The sequence below is a fragment of the Methylophaga sp. UBA2513 genome (assembly GCF_002341285.1).
Taxonomy (GTDB): domain Bacteria; phylum Pseudomonadota; class Gammaproteobacteria; order Nitrosococcales; family Methylophagaceae; genus Methylophaga; species Methylophaga marina.
In genome coordinates, this window is sequence record NZ_DDNT01000022.1 from 1 (window position 1) to 18123 (window position 18123).

Annotated in this window: 13 protein-coding genes; 7 read left to right on the forward strand and 6 right to left on the reverse strand. The window is 44.9% G+C overall.

Annotated features, from left to right (window positions below; all coding sequences use genetic code 11):
- The 7 genes from B3V56_RS14200 to B3V56_RS14230 all read left to right on the forward strand — a co-directional run.
- Nucleotides 1-1033: phytase (locus tag B3V56_RS14200; RefSeq protein WP_289283161.1), on the forward strand; the 1033-nt coding region annotated here is incomplete at its 5' end.
- A 10-nt stretch (nucleotides 1034-1043) separates the two neighbouring features.
- Nucleotides 1044-1745 carry a protein TolQ gene (gene tolQ / locus B3V56_RS14205; RefSeq protein ID WP_007145101.1) on the forward strand — a complete coding sequence of 234 codons (702 nt, stop codon included), beginning with the start codon at nucleotides 1044-1046 and terminating at the stop codon, nucleotides 1743-1745.
- A 7-nt stretch (nucleotides 1746-1752) separates the two neighbouring features.
- Nucleotides 1753-2202, forward strand: a complete 450-nt coding sequence (gene tolR, locus B3V56_RS14210) for a protein TolR (protein WP_284722677.1) — start codon at nucleotides 1753-1755, stop codon at nucleotides 2200-2202.
- A complete protein-coding gene (locus B3V56_RS14215) occupies nucleotides 2195-3022 on the forward strand; it encodes a TonB family protein (RefSeq protein ID WP_284722676.1) in 828 nt (275 codons plus the stop codon). Before tolR ends, B3V56_RS14215 begins: the two co-directional genes overlap by 8 nt.
- A gap of 16 nt (nucleotides 3023-3038) precedes the next feature.
- On the forward strand, nucleotides 3039-5015 hold the full coding sequence (locus B3V56_RS14220) for a PhoX family protein (protein WP_289245435.1): 1977 nt from the start codon (nucleotides 3039-3041) through the stop codon (nucleotides 5013-5015).
- A gap of 209 nt (nucleotides 5016-5224) precedes the next feature.
- On the forward strand, nucleotides 5225-6271 hold the full coding sequence (locus B3V56_RS14225) for an NAD(P)-dependent alcohol dehydrogenase (RefSeq protein ID WP_007145105.1): 1047 nt from the start codon (nucleotides 5225-5227) through the stop codon (nucleotides 6269-6271).
- A 54-nt stretch (nucleotides 6272-6325) separates the two neighbouring features.
- Entirely contained in the window at nucleotides 6326-7210 is an 885-nt protein-coding gene (locus B3V56_RS14230; RefSeq protein WP_289245434.1) for an AraC family transcriptional regulator, read from the forward strand.
- Between the two features lie 505 nt (nucleotides 7211-7715).
- On the opposite strand, the gene B3V56_RS14235 is transcribed toward B3V56_RS14230, so the two are convergent.
- The 6 genes from B3V56_RS14235 to B3V56_RS14260 form a co-directional block, all read right to left on the reverse strand.
- Nucleotides 7716-8099: a DUF6173 family protein gene (locus tag B3V56_RS14235; RefSeq protein ID WP_289245433.1), complete on the reverse strand. Its 384-nt coding sequence runs from the start codon at nucleotides 8097-8099 to the stop codon at nucleotides 7716-7718.
- 105 nt (nucleotides 8100-8204) lie between these two features.
- A complete protein-coding gene (locus tag B3V56_RS14240; protein ID WP_289284451.1) occupies nucleotides 8205-10163 on the reverse strand; it encodes an AAA family ATPase in 1959 nt (652 codons plus the stop codon).
- Between the two features lie 46 nt (nucleotides 10164-10209).
- Nucleotides 10210-11478 carry an ISL3 family transposase gene (locus B3V56_RS14245; protein WP_289282477.1) on the reverse strand — a complete coding sequence of 423 codons (1269 nt, stop codon included), beginning with the start codon at nucleotides 11476-11478 and terminating at the stop codon, nucleotides 10210-10212.
- A gap of 4 nt (nucleotides 11479-11482) precedes the next feature.
- Complete coding sequence (locus tag B3V56_RS14250; protein WP_289284452.1) at nucleotides 11483-14725, reverse strand: type I restriction endonuclease subunit R; 3243 nt, start codon at nucleotides 14723-14725, stop codon at nucleotides 11483-11485.
- On the reverse strand, nucleotides 14722-15948 hold the full coding sequence (locus tag B3V56_RS14255; RefSeq protein ID WP_289282481.1) for a restriction endonuclease subunit S: 1227 nt from the start codon (nucleotides 15946-15948) through the stop codon (nucleotides 14722-14724). The genes B3V56_RS14250 and B3V56_RS14255 overlap by 4 nt, the downstream gene beginning before the upstream one ends.
- Nucleotides 15945-17972, reverse strand: a complete 2028-nt coding sequence (locus tag B3V56_RS14260; RefSeq protein WP_289284453.1) for a type I restriction-modification system subunit M — start codon at nucleotides 17970-17972, stop codon at nucleotides 15945-15947. The genes B3V56_RS14255 and B3V56_RS14260 overlap by 4 nt, the downstream gene beginning before the upstream one ends.
- Nucleotides 17973-18123: the final 151 nt, after the last annotated feature.

Sequence of the window (18123 nt, forward strand, 5' to 3'; positions counted from 1 at the left end):
AGGCAAAATCCCTAGGACCCCATGGACGCATACATCGCTGACATCGCCCCCGCCTATCCCGCTGGTTAAACCAGCAATACAAACCGATGCTGTACCAAGCTTAGGCGATGCGGCTGATGATCCAGCTATCTGGGTCAACAAAGCCAACCCGGAACAAAGTCTGGTATTAGGTACGGATAAACAAGGCGGTTTAGTTGTTTATGATTTAAAAGGCAAAACCCAGCAATTTTTGCCTGTTGGACGACTGAATAATGTCGATGTCCGTCATGGTTTTCATTTCAATGGTAAACAGATTGATTTAGCGGTTGCCAGCAATCGTGATCATAACTCACTGCATGTGTTTGCCATCGATCCAGCAAGTCGTCTTGTCACTGAAATGGGTGAAGTTAGCACCACGGCACAGGATATTTATGGCCTGTGTATGTATAAAAATAAACAAGGTGATATCTACACCATTGTGAATGATAAAGACGGCCGCTTTTTCCAATATCAGATGCAGGACAAACAAGGCAAGATTGCCGGTGAACTGGTCCGTGAATTTAAAGTTGCCACGCAACCTGAAGGCTGTGTGGCCGATGATAAACATGATCGTTTATTTATTGGTGAAGAAAACAGAGCAGTCTGGACACTTGATGCCCGTGCCGATCAATCTACGGTGATGACTCAGGTCATGCCTGTCGGTGAACATCTGAAAGACGATATCGAAGGGATCAGTTTGTATCAGAACGACAAACAGGATTATCTAGTGATATCCAGTCAGGGCAATGATAGCTATGTTGTGCTTGATGCTCTGCCACCCTTCACTTATCGCGGTGTATTTCGTATTGGCTTTAATACAGCATCCGGCATTGATGGTGTTTCAGAAACAGATGGTCTGGATGTCAGTAGCGTCAATTTTGGCCAACCATGGCAGCAAGGCATGTTAGTTGTTCAGGATGGACGCAATCGCATGCCATTGGAAAATCAAAACTTCAAATATGTGCCCTGGTCAGAGATTGCTGATCAACTCGGCCTGTCTAAACTGAGCAAATAAGGAGTCAATCATGGAAACTGCAATGCATGAAATGACTATTTGGGGTCTGGTCAGTGATGCCAGCGTTTTAGTGAAAATTGTGATGCTGATTTTAGTACTGGCATCGATGGTAAGCTGGTATCTGATCCTGTGGCGTTCAAATGTATTAAGTCGTCTGGAGAAACAAAATAAGCTGTTTCAGCAGCAATTCAGACAAACGGCGGATATGACGTCATTACCTGAAGCAACAACAAAAGCGACTTTACACAAAGCGATTCCAGCCATATTTCAGGCTGGCTGGCAGGAGTATGAGAAATATCAGCATATCGCCACTATGCCGCAGGATGAAAAGGTAGAAAATGTAGAACGTGCCATGCTGGTGAATATTGGCGAGCAGGAAGCCGAACTTGAAAAAGGTCTTTCTTACCTGGCTACCATTGGTTCAGTCAGCCCCTACATCGGCTTGTTCGGTACGGTCTGGGGCATTATGAACTCGTTTATTGGCCTGTCCCAGGTTGAACAAGCGACATTAAACACCGTGGCCCCGGGTATTGCTGAAGCCCTGATTGCCACCGCTATCGGCTTATTTGCAGCGATCCCGGCAGTGGTTGCTTATAACCAGCTGAGTAAACGCGCCGGGGCTATCAGTACGCTTTATTATCATTTTGGTAATGAGTTCATCACCCGATTACAGCGAGTGATGCACAGAGCACCATTGGCAAAGGCTGCGTGAGGTCGTCATGCTAAGAAAACCGGTTGCTAAACATGCCTTGAAGGCAGAAATGAATGTGGTGCCTTATATCGATGTGATGCTGGTGTTGTTAGTGATTTTTATGGTCACAGCTCCGCTACTGGTACAAGGCGTTAAACTTGAATTACCTAAGGTTGCAGCGGAAGCGTTACCCACTGATAGTCAGAAAACGATTCTGACTTTATCGGTGGTTGCTGATGGCAGTTATTACTGGAATGTGGGTTCAGAAGTCGATATTCAATCCCGCTCAGATCAAGCAGTCAGCTTGGATGACATGGTCGAAAAAATAGAGCAGATTAAACAGCAGAATGACAAGCTGCTATTTTTTATCCGTGGTGATAAAGCCACGGATTACGCTTCAGTTGTAAAAGCGATTGCCGCATTACAGCAAGTGGGTATCGATGATGTGGGCCTGATTACGGAGTCGCCCGATGCCTGAGTTAGCTATGCGTGATCCACTTTATCTAAGTAAACCGTTTACTGCCTCTGAGATAAACAAATCTGCATTAATTGAAGTAGGTTTGTTTCATATTGCCATTGCCGCATTATTATTTCACTCATGGACACCGGTGACTCAGCATGAACCGGTCGTTAAAACAGTGAATATCCGCATGGTCGAACTTCCTCAGCCGGTAAAAAAAGCCGTGTTCGAAGAGGTAAAGCCGGTGGTTATACCTGAACCTGTTATCGAGCCAAAAGTTAAACCTAAACAAAGTATTGTTGAAAATGAACTGGCCTTTAAACGCGTTGAAAACCCCATAGCCAAACCGATAGAAAAACCCGCACCAAAAACACCTGTAAAAAAGAAAATAGAAAAGCAAATAAAACCACTTAAAGACAAGCCGGTTCCGCCTGTCAGCCAACCGACAAAGCAAGAAAAACCTGCAGAAAAGTTGCCTGACAGCCCAGTACTGACAAGTAGTAATAAGCAAAATGTGCCACAAAAAACACAAAGTAATCCATCCGAGCTAGCAACTGAAACATTTTCTGTGGAACACTATAAACCGATTGAAAAACAGGTACCGGACTATCCCAGAACTGCTTTGCGTAAAGGTCTGGAAGGTGATTGCACTGTTCGATATACCGTAAACAAACAAGGCCGTGTAGAGTCTCCCGAGGTATTGGCTGACTGTCATCCGATGTTTGAACGGCCATCATTAGCTGCTGCCAAAACCTTTCGTTACGCGCCTCGTATGGTTAACGGAAAAGCGGTACCTGTACCGAATGTTCGTAACACCTTTGAATACCGTATTCATTAAAAGAAGATAACTCGCCATGACACAGCCGACACACTCAGATTTTCATCAACGCCTGGCATCTTATGATGATGAGATTATTAACAGCACCGAGCAAAAAAGCCTGGATAAAATGGCGTTATCACGCCGTGATGTTTTAAAAGGCAGTTTAAATGCCGCCGTTATAGGCTTTCTAGGACTGAGCATGGGTAGTCGTTTTGCCTTTGCCGGTGAAAATGCCATCCCCCCAGCCCCATATATTGGTTTTCAGCCTATTCAGCCACGTACCGATCCCTTATTTGATGAAGTCGTGGTCGCGGATGGCTATCAGGCAAAAGCCTTCTTCTCCTGGGGTGATCCGGTGGAAACAGGAGCAACAAAATGGAAAGCCGATGCCAGTAATACCTGGCAGGAACAGCTGAAACAGGCTGGTGATAACCATGATGGCATGCACTTTTTTGCCTTTCCCGACAACAATAATCGTGGCTTGATGGTGATCAATCATGAATACATTAATCCCACCATCCATACCGATGGATTGATTTATGATGGCAATGGCAAACGTTTGCCCGACGATGTCAAAAAAGAACAAGCGGCTCACGGTGTCAGTGTCATTGAAGTGAAAAAAGACAGTCACGGTGAATGGCAACGCGTTTACCCCTCACTCTATAACCGCCGTATCTCAACATTAACACCGATGCAGGCCAGCGGTCCCTTAGCCGGTCATGACCTATTCAAAACAGTCGCTGATCCTGATGGCAATGAAATTATCGGCACCTTGAATAATTGCTCGAATGGTTTCACTCCGTGGGGTACCTATCTGGCCTGTGAAGAAAATTGGCATAACTATTTCTTCAATCACGACAAAACAGATTACCAGTCTCGTGTCTCTCATCACCGTTATGGCATTTCTAATGACAAAAACGACAATTATTATGGCTGGAGCACGATTGATGCGCGTTTTGATGCAACACCGGATGCTTCACTGCCCCATCAGGGTTACGTCAACGAGCCTAATCGTTTTGGTTGGGTCGTCGAAATTGATCCTTTTGATCCGCAAAGCAAACCCATTAAACGCACAGCCTTTGGTCGTTTCTGCCGCGAGTGTGTAGCACCTTCACTGGCAGATAATGGTCAGTTGGCGTTTTACTCTGGTGACGATACTCGTGGTGAATATGTCTATAAATTCGTACCGTCTCAACGCTTTGATAAAACCCAGATGCACAATAATAAAGACATATTGGATGAAGGCACATTGTATGTGGGGCGTTTTAACGATGATGGCACGGGTCGTTGGTTACCATTGGTACATGGTAATGAAGGGCTAACAGCAGAAAATGGTTTCCCCAGCCAGGCTGAAGTTTTAGTTAATGCTCGGGCTGCGGCTGATCTATTAGGTGCAACACCCATGGACCGTCCGGAATGGGCCACAGTGAATCCGCACAATTTGGATGTTTATGTGTCACTGACCAACAACAATAAACGCGGCAAAGAATTTGCTGTTAATGCCGCCAACCCACGTCCTGATAATCGTCATGGTCAGATAATCAAAATCATGGAGGAGCAAGCCAATCCGGCAGCTACCTCATTCAACTGGTCATTATTCGTTATTGCAGGTGAGAAGCCAGACGCCACTGATGCTGAAGGTCACAAAGTAGCCGATCATTTAGTCGGTAATATTCAAGGAGATATTTTCTCCTCACCTGATGGTTTAGGCTTTGATCAGGATGGCCGTTTGTGGATTATGACTGACTATGATGACGACGATCCGTTCATGGCAAACATGGGCTGTAATCAGGTGTTATGTGCCAACCCGCAAACGCAGGAAATCAAACGCTTTTTAGTTGGACCGAGAGGCTGTGAACTGACCGGGATTACCTGGAGTCCTGATTACAAAGCGATGTGGGTTAATATCCAGCATCCAGGATTAAGCTACCCGGCTTCTGATGGTAAAACACGCCCACGCTCAACAACGGTGCTGATTACTAAAAATGATGGTGGTGTTATCGGCAGCTAAACGTCCATTTCTGGAACGTTGTGGATGTGACTGAGTCACTATAGATACACAGGTAAGTTACCCCGTGTTTATTACTGGGATGACTAAAACGATAGCATTTAATTTACGTAGAAACACACATAAAGGCTGTAGTATTAGGCAAGTGGTTTCTCATCGTTCCGTCTATAGTATTTTCACCTCTAATTCTTTTATCTAAGGGAGTTACATCTATGAAAACTGTTGGTTACGCAGCTCATTCCTCCGATACCCCGCTCGCCCCATATCACTTTGAACGTAGAGAATTACGCGATAATGATGTAGCAATGGAAATCCTCTATTGCGGTGTGTGTCACTCCGATTTACACGTTGCCAGAAATGATTGGGGTGGGTCTTCATACCCTGTTGTGCCAGGTCATGAAATAGTCGGCCGTGTGACTGCCGTTGGCAGCAATGTCAGCAAATATAACGTCGGTGATCATGTCGCTGTTGGCTGTATGGTCGATAGCTGTCAGGAATGTGATGAATGCCATAACGACCATGAACAATACTGTCGTAATACTTTTACACTGACATATGGTTCACCAGACCGTATTACTAATGATATGACACAAGGTGGTTACTCCAAACACATCGTTGTTCGTGAAGAATTTGTATTACGCCTGCCAGAAAATCTGGATCTGGCTAAAGCCGCGCCATTATTATGTGCAGGTATCACTACTTATTCACCTTTGAGAGAATGGAATGTCGGACCTGGTAGCCGTGTAGGTGTCGTTGGCATGGGCGGTTTAGGTCATATGGCCATTAAACTCGCTGTTGGTTTAGGTGCTGATGTGACAGTCATCAGTACATCACCGAAAAAAGAAGCCGATGCGCAAGAACTGGGCGCTCATAACTTCTTGGTATCTAAAGATGAAGACGCAATGGCGGCTGCCGCTTCCAGTTTTGATCTGATTATCGATACCGTGCCAGTAAATCATGATCTTAATCCTTACATCCCACTATTAGATAATGATGCCACTCTGGTTATGGTCGGTCAGATTGGTCCTATTGAAGGGCCAAACACAGCGCCGATGGTTTTCGGTCGCCGCCGCATTGCGGGCTCATTAATTGGTGGTATCAAAGAAACTCAGGAAATGCTGGATTTCTGTGGTCGAATGAACATTCTGCCTGAATGTGAAATGATCAAAATGGATGAAATTAATACCGCCTTTGAGCGAATGGAACGTTCTGATGTGCGTTACCGTTTTGTCATCGATATGGCATCATTAACGGCCTAATCCTATACGGGCAGTCAGTTTCTGGCTGCCCTTTTCCTTGTTTAGATAGACCTGATGAATACAAAACCTTTGGCTGAATTACTTAGCCGTTATGCTCCACACGATGGCTTGTTTGATTTACCTATCGCAGGTGTCCGCGTTTTTCGTGTATCTAAAATTGACGAAGTCGCTGTTCGTGGTAATAGCCAGCCCGGTATCTGCATTATTGCTCAAGGCGCTAAACGCGCCATTATCGGAAGTGATGTTTACGAGTATGACGATTCCAGAATGGCTGTTTATTCAACGGAGGTGCCGGTCTCAGCCAAGATTATTCAGGCCAGTGAAGATGAACCCTACTTGTGTTTGATTATCGATATGGATCAGCAAAAGCTGGCCGAAACGGCACTAAAGGTGTTTCCCTACGGTTTGCCTAAAACCGCACACACCAAACCGATTTTTATTGGTCAGGCTAATCCGCATATTATCGAAGCAGCTACCCGTTTAATTGGTTTATCAGCTCAAACAGAAGTATCAACCTTGCTGGTTCCGTTAGTGATGGAAGAAATTTATATCCGCCTGTTACAAAGTCATATCGGCAAACTGGTCGTGCAGATTGCGACTACAGGTTCCCATCTGCAAAAAGTCTCGGCTGCCATTTCCTGGTTGCAGGAAAACTTTACTGAACCGATGAAAGTCGATGAACTGGCTGAGCGCGTGAATATGAGCATATCGTCATTCCATCATCACTTTAAGGCAATAACGTCGATGAGCCCATTACAGTTTCAGAAAGAGTTACGTCTGTATGAGGCAAAACATCTGATGCTGTCAAAAATGATGGATGTCAGCACCGCTTGTATGCACGTAGGTTATTCCAGCGTGTCACAATTTAGTCGGGAATACAGCCGCTTTTTTGGTCAGCCGCCCAGTAAAGATATTCAACTTCACTCGATGGCTGTCTGAAATAACACAAGCTATAGCTGTAGAGTAAAAAGGCGGAAAGCACTCACAAGTGGACGACATAAATTTAGAATAAAAAATTGAATGTACTTTTGTGAGTGCTCTCCATTGCGAGCGATTGAGTTTAGATAAAATTAACTTAACTCACAACATGTGATCCGCTGCTATTTTGAATTAATGCACAAAATAAAGGCTATTTGCAAAACAGGGTTGGAAATCATGTCTTATAACTCCCAATTTATAATTCATCACACTTGATGTTCAGGTTGGAATTGAGGTCAGAAAACTATTCAACGGGATAACATGGTTGGTTGGAACTCTGTCTCGGTTGGCTTAAATTCGATGTCCAGACGTGATGAGAAACTAGTCAATATGAAAATATGTTAGTACACGGCCTGAGTTGGATTATTAAGAGCTAAATCCAGACTGAGTAACGTTAAAATGAGATTTGTCTGTATGACCCAACGTTTCATTAGCCGATGCGTTAGTGTACGTCTGTATAGGCTTGTTATGACTTCGTCTCGTCGTATTCTTCCCAACTCATGAAACCAATAGGTCTTTTGGGCTGTTCTATATTCTCTCTCTTCAAAGCTATAAGCAAAATACTGATCTGAGAAACATGCTGAACTAGCTCTACAGGTTCTCCATTCTCGTTCTTTCCTTGGAATGAAATTAGCGAAGGATTCCAGTACCCAATATCTTCAATATGGAATGTTACAGACTGGCCAAAGTTGACCAACCTAGCTCCAACCTCATGCTCATCATCTAACGACCGGTGAAAATCATTTATCCACTCTATCAAGCGACGGTGGAATTCATCTGCTAAATTCTGATCTTTGAAAGACATTAAGTGTGCGGGTGTAATTCGGGGTGTCAAATCATCCATATCCATCAATTTATCCTTTGTAGCATGTGCGCTCATGAAATAGAGCCAAAGGCGCGATGTTAAGTTTGCAGCCGTTTTTAAATCGTCCGTAGAATCGGGGTAGCACCCGACCTAACTCAAGAATTGGTTGATCGCCTTGAAAGCGGCTTCAAAACGATCTAAAGATTCATTAACCTCTGGCGTATCCCCATCAAGTAGGTCTGGATGGCGTAGTAACCAATCTGCAGGAATAAAGTGCCCGAATTCAGGAGTTTCTGGTGGTAGTGTTCGACACGCTGCTTCTACCTGCTTGACTAGACGCTCAGTATTTGGTTCTGCATCAGCGACAGACTTTGGCGAGATTTGTTGTTTCTTGTTTAAGTTAAGGGCTAAATTGACAAGGTTGCAGAAAAAATTCACATCGAAAAGATCCTCAATGTCGCTTTCGGATTTATCGGTAAAATCAGCTGCTGTGAGTACCTTCTCCGTCGTCAGTATTTGACTCTGCCGCAATCGTTCTATCTTTGACTTGTCTCCCTTCCCATAATCACACAGAGCAACTATGTTGAGGTTGTTACCGGCAAATAACGAAGCAAAGGATGAGATTTTATCCAGTCCACCTGTTGGGCAAATAGCCCAACGCGGATCCAAATACACTCTATTTCGAGACTGAAGTGCCTGTGACATAACTTGAAGATAAACAACGTCGGATGGTCCCTCGACTAGAACACAATCCTTACCAATAAACAGTGACTGAGTGATTTCATAGCCTAAATGTGCCTGCAGCGGGAAAAGCGTATCACGATCTACGGATAGTACATCGGCAGATACCTTAGTCCCTTTTACAATAGGACGGCGCGGGTCAGAATAGTCAACAACATCCTCTACGACTCGAACATCAGAAAGGCGCTGGGCAGGAACCATAAATGGGGAATGAGTGGAGTAGATAACTTGGTGATCCGGCAAAATCCTATTCTCAATATAACGTAGCAAATCAGATTGTGCCTTACCGTGCAGAGTTAAGCCCGGCTCGTCGAGCAATATGATTGATTTTCCGGCTCGCTTCTTGAGTTGCTTAAACTGCGATAAAAACGAGAAAAACCAGACAAATCCAGCGCTCCTCTCAGAGAGCGGAACAGTAACTCGATGATTTTTGTTCTCTACACGAATTTTTGCTACCCGACCAGAATTAAAAGGTGGAGGATCATCCGGTCGTCCATCGTTTAGTGTTATATCAACCGCGAGAGCCTCGTTTTGGCTCCAGAACTCAAATATTTCGTCTGTTATATCATTGGAAGCCCCCTCACACTGAGCGATCAACTCTTCCAACTTTGGAGCATCTCGGAGCTCTTCAATAGTGGTACCGGCATATTCAAGAAAATCTAGGAAGATCTGATCTCCTACGGAAATATTGTTTTGCTTTTTGTCCTGAGCAAGTTTGTCAAGCGACAGTTCACCAGACATTCGCTCAAAGTGGGATGTGTAAAAAAATCGAGGCATCCGTTTAGAGAGAATATCAATTGCCGCGAGAATAGCTGAACCTTCTCTGAAAGATTCCAAGATCGTGATCAGTGATTGTTGTGGTTCTGTTTTTTCCTCCAACGCTTTGAGCGTAGAAAGAGCGTCTGTGGTTGTTGTGAAATCCTTAATTGGCAGTTTATCTTCTGCTTTCATTGAGCTCCTAGCTTCAAGGTTTCGAAGGCATTTTTTTTGGTCAATATGTACTGACCATGTATTGCCGCTACGACCAATATAGCTGGTAACTTCAATTTGACTGCTTTGAAGGACATCATCCCCTAACGTAGCCTCAATCTCGGCTATGTCATCATCATCCAGAGACCACCAAGTTCGAGCGACTGGAGATTCTCCGTCAGGGTGGCGCTCATCAAACTTGTTAAGGTAACGGCGCGGATAGTCCCTAGTACGATCATACTCAAATGAATCCGTTGGCCGGATTCCTTGAATAGCCCGTAAAACAGCTGTTTTACCTGCCTCGTTCTTTCCAACAAGGCAGGTTAAATCTCCAACCTCGAATTCTCCACTATCCTCTATGGAACGAAAATTTGTTGCTTGAACCTTAACCAGCTTCATGTTGCCTCCAAATCAATTCTTAGTAATATTTCTAGCTCGGATGCTCCTAATCAAGTTCACCACTCTCTGCTTGCTTCAAGAGAGTAGGAATATGTGGCCCATATTCTACCTTTCCACGACCTGAACGAATGCCACTACCAACCTTGCGAGCTTCTGCCGAATACAGGGTCTTTGCACGAATGATCTCATAGCTATAGCCGCGACCAAGTCGGTTGGACATCTTGATCAGTCCGTTCAAACCCTCGGTGTAGGCATTGGTAATTGGGAACGGTGCATCCCAGTAAGCAAAAATATCGTCATAGTGGTTATGAACCGTCTTGACCAACTTTTTGAATGATTCCATACCTTGGTCAGGCAGGCTATTTTCCCAAGCTTCAAAAGCGTTCTGAGCCTGCTGTTTGTCTAATTCATCATAGATTGCAAAGAAGCTTTCCTTAAAATCATAAGCAATTGCCAATTCTGGTATTTGTTCACGAACTATAATAAGGGCTTTCTGCTCGGCAGGTGTCAGATTCTGGGGACGTTTAAGAGTAAGCCACCGTATGGACTTTTTGACGTTAATTCGTTCATTTTTACCAAGTTGGACCTGGTATTTTTTTCGTTCATCCTCCAAGGCTTCTGATGCCATTTTGACAACATGGAACTTGTCGATAACTAACTTGGCATTGGGCAAGTACTGAGCAAAAGAGCGCTTAAAGGGACGCCACATATCTGTGCACACCCATTCCACCTTGTCTCTATCTGTCAAATCCTTAAAAAACGGCTTCAGGTGGTCTTGGGTACGATGCTCAAGCATATCGAAGACGTTGTTGGTAGCCAGATTAGTGATAACGCATCGATAACCACCGGCCAGGTTCACTTCGTCAATCCCCATAATTACAGGAGTTTCGTAGCGTACAGTCTGCTCAAGTTCTTCAATCAGGTCATGAGCAACGTTTTTTACGGTATTCACTGCTACGCCTGTCTGCTCTGCCAAGGCCCGAAAAGTAGTGCTCAAACATTGCTGTCGGATTACATCGACCAGACGTTTGGTGGATCTGCGCTTGTCATCCAGAAAGTTCAGTTCTGGCATGGCCATCTTTCCGCAGGATTCACATCGGAAGCGCGGTCGCTGAATCTCAAGGCGAACAGGTTCCATATATAGCGGGGTATCAGAGAATCTGTTTTTGCGTGTTCCATGTTTGTGCATTGGAGTCTTGCAGGCCTCGCACAAGGGAACTTCGACCTCTTCTGGCACCGCAACAATAATGAGCGCCTTGCTTTCTTTGTACATATCTACCGGTTTGATTCCCGGCAGATTCAACAGATCAAGCATCGACTTAGTCCATGTCCAAGTCTATGTCTTTGCCTTCACGCAGCATCTCATAAACCACGTCAACCAGCACAGACATGCCCTGACGGTCCGATTTAAGCACTTGAGTGGCTAGTTTCTGATGACTGGAGAGTGCCCGAACAACAGCTTGTTGAACCGCACCAGGCAAGTTCCCTTTCATGGCTTGTTCACGGGTATTACTCTCCACCTGGGCCATAACCACATCGCTTTCACCAGTAATCGACTTAATTTGATTAACGAAGGCTACCTGATCTTGTATGGGGGTAGCCTCACCAAACAGACTATTAAGCCGTTCGATAATTTCTTTGACGAACTTCGGCTTATCTCCAGTAACACCTCCACTACCAGGGCCAATTGGTTTCAACACAGGTGTTTCATTATCATCAGTTCCTTGATCAGGACGGGACTTGATGTCAAATCCAGTGAGAACTAGTCCAGTCAAGTCCACACTTTCTGGTGTTTCATGCAGCAGACGTTTTTGCAGCAATTTGGCGAATGCTGCGAAGTTTTCCAGTTCAGGATCTCCAAAATCAATAAGCTGTGCGATGTATGAGTAGGTACGACAGAAACGGCCTAAGTCAGACTTGAATCCAATTAAAGCCTTGATTTGCTCGGCATACTCATCTTGATGATGGTCGGCAGACTTCATGCCAGCTTCATCGCCTTTGGCGCGAGCCTTCTCAAAAGCTGCTTCCCATGTTGCCATGCCGTCACGCAGCATCTTCATTTTTTCGTTATAAAGGTTGGTCGCACCGCTTGTTGCTGCATACAAGGCTTTGTGTTGTGGCGATTTGGTATGAGTTATGTCACGGATGGTCTTGAAACGTGCATCCTTGAAAGCGGCTAAATCCTTAGCATCATAAAGTCCGTGCTCATCGAGCCGATCTTTGATCTCATAAACCACGTTGAGATCTTGCACTTCGTCAATGCGGGCGCCGTCATCATAGAGTGCAAAAGCTTGGCGGACATTTTCAGGGTCATTCACAAAGTCGATGATGAAAACCTCATCCTTGCCAGGAGCCATTCGGTTTAGGCGGGCAAAGGTCTGCACGATCTCTACATGGTTGGCGATTTTCTTATCGACATACATCGCCACCAACTTGGGTTGGTCAAAGCCGGTCTGAAATTTGTCGGCAACCAGCATTACCCTGTATTCAGGGCGGTCAAAAGCAAAGCGCAAATCCTGCCCTTGTACCTCCGGGTTCATATTTTGCTCTGTGAATTCCTCGTTTTCATCCACGATGAATACATCATCTTTGAAAGCATCGTCATCCTGATGCATGACCTGTTTGCTAGTCATCTTGCCAGAGAACGCAACCAATGAATGGATAAAACCATACTCGCTATGTTGTTCAATATAGCGGTCAAAGGCTTTTTTGTAGCGAATGGCGGCAGCTCGGGAGCTGGTGACAACCATTGCTTTAGCCTTGCTATCCAGACGGTGTGCAACGTTCTTGACGAAATGTTCAATGATGAACTGTACCTTCTGGGTCACATTGGTCGGATGTAATGCCATCCATTGGGCCAGGGCTCGTTTGGCAGCCTTGCCGCTTACCCGCTTGTTGTCTTCAAGTTGTTTGGAGAGATTGAAGGCCGTCTTATAAGGCACATAACCTTTTAACACATCCAAAATAAACTTCTCTTCGATAGCTTGCCGCATCGTGTAGGTATGGAAGGCTTCCGGCTTATTGTCCTCTGACAGCGGTTTGGTAGGGTCTGCAGGGCGACCAAACAACATCAAAGTGGAGTGCTTTGGTGTGGCGGTAAATGCAAAGTAGCTAATATTATCAGGGCGAGCGCGTGACTTTTGCAGTTGCTCCAATAACTCATCCACCGTCATGTTGGACATTTTGCCATGCCCACTCATACCCAAAGCAGCTTGCAGCTTGGCTGCAGTTGAACCAGTTTGAGAATTATGTGCTTCATCAATAATCACCGCAAAGCTCTTTCCCTTCAAGCTCTTGTCGGTGATGATGGCTTCCATCGCGTAAGGAAATGTCTGGATTGTGACCACGATAATCGGTGTGCCAGCCAGTAATGCTTCGGAGAGCTGCTTGCTTTTGGATTTGGAAGACTTCTGTCTGTCAATCGCTGCAATCACACCAAACTGATGATCGATTTGTTTTACCGCATCCTGGAGCTGGCTATCAAGCACGTTGCGGTCGGTCACAATAATGACGCTGTTGAACACAGGATCGCCATTATCTTCCCGAAGCTTGACCAAATCGTGGGCCGTCCATGAGATGGTGCTGGTTTTACCAGAACCAGCACTATGGTCGGCAAGATAAGTCATTCCCGCACCATTCGTGCGAGCATCGGCCAGCATTTCATTCACTGCTGTCCATTGGTGAAAACGTGGAAAGATCAAGGTTTCCTTCTTGGACCAATTTCCCTGAATATCCACAGCATCCTTTTTTTCGACATACACAAAGCTATGGAAGACCCTTAGCCAGGCATCAGGTTGGCACACATCCTCCCAGAAGTAGGCCACCGGATATTCTTGGGTTCCATCGGGCTTGATTTCTCCAGGTGGATTGCCTGCATGACCATTGTTGCCTTTATTGAACGGAAGGAAGAAAGTGTTGTCTCCATCTAGCTTGGTAGCCATCATGATTTCGGAGTCTGACATAGCAAAGTGCACGACTGCACCTCGCTTAAAGCTTAATAACGGCTCTTTACGCTTGGTTTTTGGGTCAAGCGGCAAACGATCTTGCCGATACTGATCCATCGCAGCTTCAGCCGATTGTGTAAAGTCAGTCTTTAGTTCAACAGTCGCCACAGGCAGACCATTGATGAAGAAAACCAGATCAATCGCAAACTCACGCGCAGGGTGATATTTCAGCTCGGGCACAACACGAAGAATATTGGCTTTGTAACGTTCAATGACGGCCTGATTACGCTTATCTTCTGGCGCTGTTTCAGTCATTTCAATCAGGCCGCAACCAGCAATTGAGAAACCTTGGCGCAGTACCTGAACGGTTCCTTGCTGTTCCAGTGCTTTGGTTAGACGCTCCATCACAACATCAAGAGTTTTGGTGCCGTTTAAGCGCTCTAGTTTTTCCCACTTGTCATCTTGGCCGCTAGTCTTTATCCAGCTTTCAAGGTCTTCAGGATAGAGCGCCCTATCGCTATCATAGTATTTGGCATGACCCAGTTTCCAACCTTGCTCGACCAGCCGATCAACGATATAGCTTTGAAAGTGCTTTTCCTGATGAGCCGATGAGTTCATGCGGGTTCTCCTTGTAAATCTATCTGTCCAGTCACTGCCGCTGTGATAAAAGCTGAACGACGCTCTTTGAGCAAGTCTATGCTTTTTTGAGTTTTACTTATAAGTTCGTCGATTCGGGTGGTTTCGAAGTCGAGCGCTGATGCTATACGGGATTGCTCTGAGCGATCTGGAAATGCAACCAAATGTGACCCTAAATCTGTTTGCGTCATACTTGGACGAGCAGTGTTTGTAGCGTAATAGTCGAATGGAATTGTCTTGGCAATGTAATAACAAAACTTACCGTTTACATTAGGCATGATTTGTGTCCAATACATGGTATCCACAGTCCAGAATTTTTCATTAACATACAGTGGCTTGTCTATTGTGCCTTTCCTGCCTAATAAAACCGACTCACCATCATAGATATAATTAGTTGCGTATGAAAACACACCGCCAGAGCCGTATACAGGAAATCCTTTTTCAGCCTCTATATCTTTGTGATCAGAACCATTTTTAATGGATACTAATCGCCTGAATTGAGCTATTTTCCAGTGCTCCGGTATTTCACCAATCCATTCAACGCCAGAATCCTTCATCTTCACATCAGAGTTCAGCCCTTTTGTAACTGCATGGGTGATCAGTGCCTGACGCTTTTCTTTGAGTAATTCAATGAAGCGAGCTTTCTTAGAAATGAGTGTGTCAATACGAGAGGCTTCTGCTCTGGTTCTATCACGAATTACAATTTGTTCTTCAACCGGTGGCAAAGGCATTAGTATATTACCAATACCTTCCCAGTCCGCACGGGGCATCTTCGCGCCTTCACACGTCGACTCGATCTGCTGAGTTACATGGGGTGATAGAAGCCAGTTTTGAAGCAGTTCAGGCAGAACCCTATCAGGTTGTAAAGCAAGAAATTCAGTAGAACACACTCCGTCAAAATCAGTAATTATTGCTTTTCGAAGGTAAGGTCTTAGCTTTCCATACAAAACTTGGCCCTTAGAAAAAACGCCTACAGTAGAGGTATCAGACTGCCGGGAGTTACTCTCTGTTGGTGCGTATTTACCAGATCCAGATTCAACATCTTCTAACCCTATATAGGGAATGTTATCTCTAGCTTCAGAAGTTCTCGCCGTGTTTAGTGTTGTAAATCTTTTGATCCGAACTATGTCCCAATGTTTTGGAATCGGTTCAATCCATCCAACGCCAGATTCTTTATACGCAGTGTATGGTTTGTAGTGACTCATTCGGTTGCCACCTCAGCCAATAGTGCTGCGATTTCGTTTTCAACCTTTTTCAACTCAGCATCAATGTCATGCAGCTTACGAGGCGGCTGATACTGGTAGAAGAAGCGGTTAAAGTTGATTTCATAACCTACACGACCGAGCTGCTTGTCCTTGTCATCGGTATAGCTTTCGTCAATATAGGCGTCCGGCACATGCGGCATTACTTCGCGGACAAAGTAATCTTGAATCGAATCTAAGTACGGCACATTTTCGTAATCAGTTAAATCGGTGTCTGGAACAAATTCACCTTGAGCATTTATAACAGGATCTGCTTCGGGATCTTTTTGTCCAAAAGCGTTTACCAGTGCAGTGATAAAGGTTTTGTTAGCTTTAACCTTCATCGATTTAGCTCCTGCGTCTTTAACTGTTTCTTTTGCGAAGGTTTCTGCCCAGCTATATTTCTTAGCTTCATTCAAATGCGGCTCAATGGCTGCAAGCCAAAATGATTGGTGTTCTGGCGATAGTTTTTGCCAAACCTCAGAAGATTCCAAATTTGATAGCCCTTGTTTATCTAGCATCAGTTTCATGCGCAGTGGCCGCAGCACTTTAATTCGACGATAGCCAAATATGCGGTAATCGACCATTTTTGAAAGCTCGTCATTTTCAGCCGCAGCATAAATATCCAAGATTTGACGGCGCTGGTCGTCACTCACTATGCGGCGCTTGTTGCCTTCGTTTTTAATGGGCGTCCAAAGATTGGTTGCATTGATAAGTTGGACCTTACCTTTACGGTTCTCGGTTTTCTTATTGGATAAAATCCACAGGTATGTAGCGATATTGGTTCTAAAGAAAATATCCGTTGGTAGTGCCACAATTGCTTCAACAAGGTCATTTTCTAGCAACCAGCGGCGTATTTCAGACTCGCCAGAGCCAGCGCCACCATTAAATAACGGAGAACCGGATAAAACGATAGCGGCGCGTCCACCGCCATTTTTGGGTAGCTCTAGCTTGCTGGCTAGGTGCATGAGAAACAGCATAGAGCCGTCGTTAATACGTGGTAATCCTGGCCCAAAACGGCCTAATGCACCTTGCTTATGTTCTCGTTCAACAGCCGACTTATCCTTTTCCCATTTTTTACCAAACGGTGGATTGGACAAGCAGTAATGGAAGCGCTCACCAACGAACTTATCATTAGAAAGTGTGCTACCTTGACGAATGTTTTGAGAAAGGTCACGGCCAGGATCTGATTCAAGTCGGCGGATCAACATGCCCGCGACACAAACAGCATGAGTTTCCGGCTCTAGCTCTTGGCCATGTGGAACTAATACAGGTGGGATTTTATAATGACTACCGTAATCGGCTGCATGGTTCATAGCATCGGTCAAAAATCCGCCTGTACCACAAGTAGGATCGTAAAGAGTGCGGATAAGGCCAGGGCTTTCCTCAAACAAGGCATCATCAGGATCAAGTAATAACGCGGTAGCTAAATGTACGATGTCGCGAGGCGTCATGAAGTCTTCAGCACCTTCGTTAACCTCCGCACCGAAACGGCGAATGAGATGCTCGTAGATGTTACTCATCACCCGGTCAGGCACGGCATTAGGGTGCAAATCAATACCTGCAAAGTTCTTACAAATGGTGTATAACAATCCCGCTTTCTCAAGCCGAATTATTGTGTTACCAAACTCAAACTCTTCAAAAATCGCTCTGGCATTATCGGAAAAGAGTGTGATGTAATCTTCAAGATTTCGGCGTGTTTTCGTGCTGCCAAGTGTTGAAAGCGAATACTCAGATGTATTGTAGAATGGGTAGCCTGCGGTTTGACGTAATATCGGATCAAGCTCTACTTCAGCATCCTTGAAGTTATCGTAAGCTTCTCTTACCGCATCTCTAGTAGATTCAAGAGCACACTCCAATCGACGCAATAAAGTAAATGGCAGAATGATCTTACCGAAATCAGTATGCTTAAAATCCCCCCAGAGATCTTCTGCATTTTTCCAAATAAAATCTGCTTGCGATGCAGCCGAACCTGCAAACTCTGACATTTTGGCCTCCAACCATGTTTTGCACAAAACGGTACATTACATAAACGATAATTGTCAACCATGTTTTGCACAAAACAGAGGCAGTTCCATTTTTCACTTAAATACTCAGTCCAACCTTATATTGCAAATAGCCAAAAAATCATATCCAACA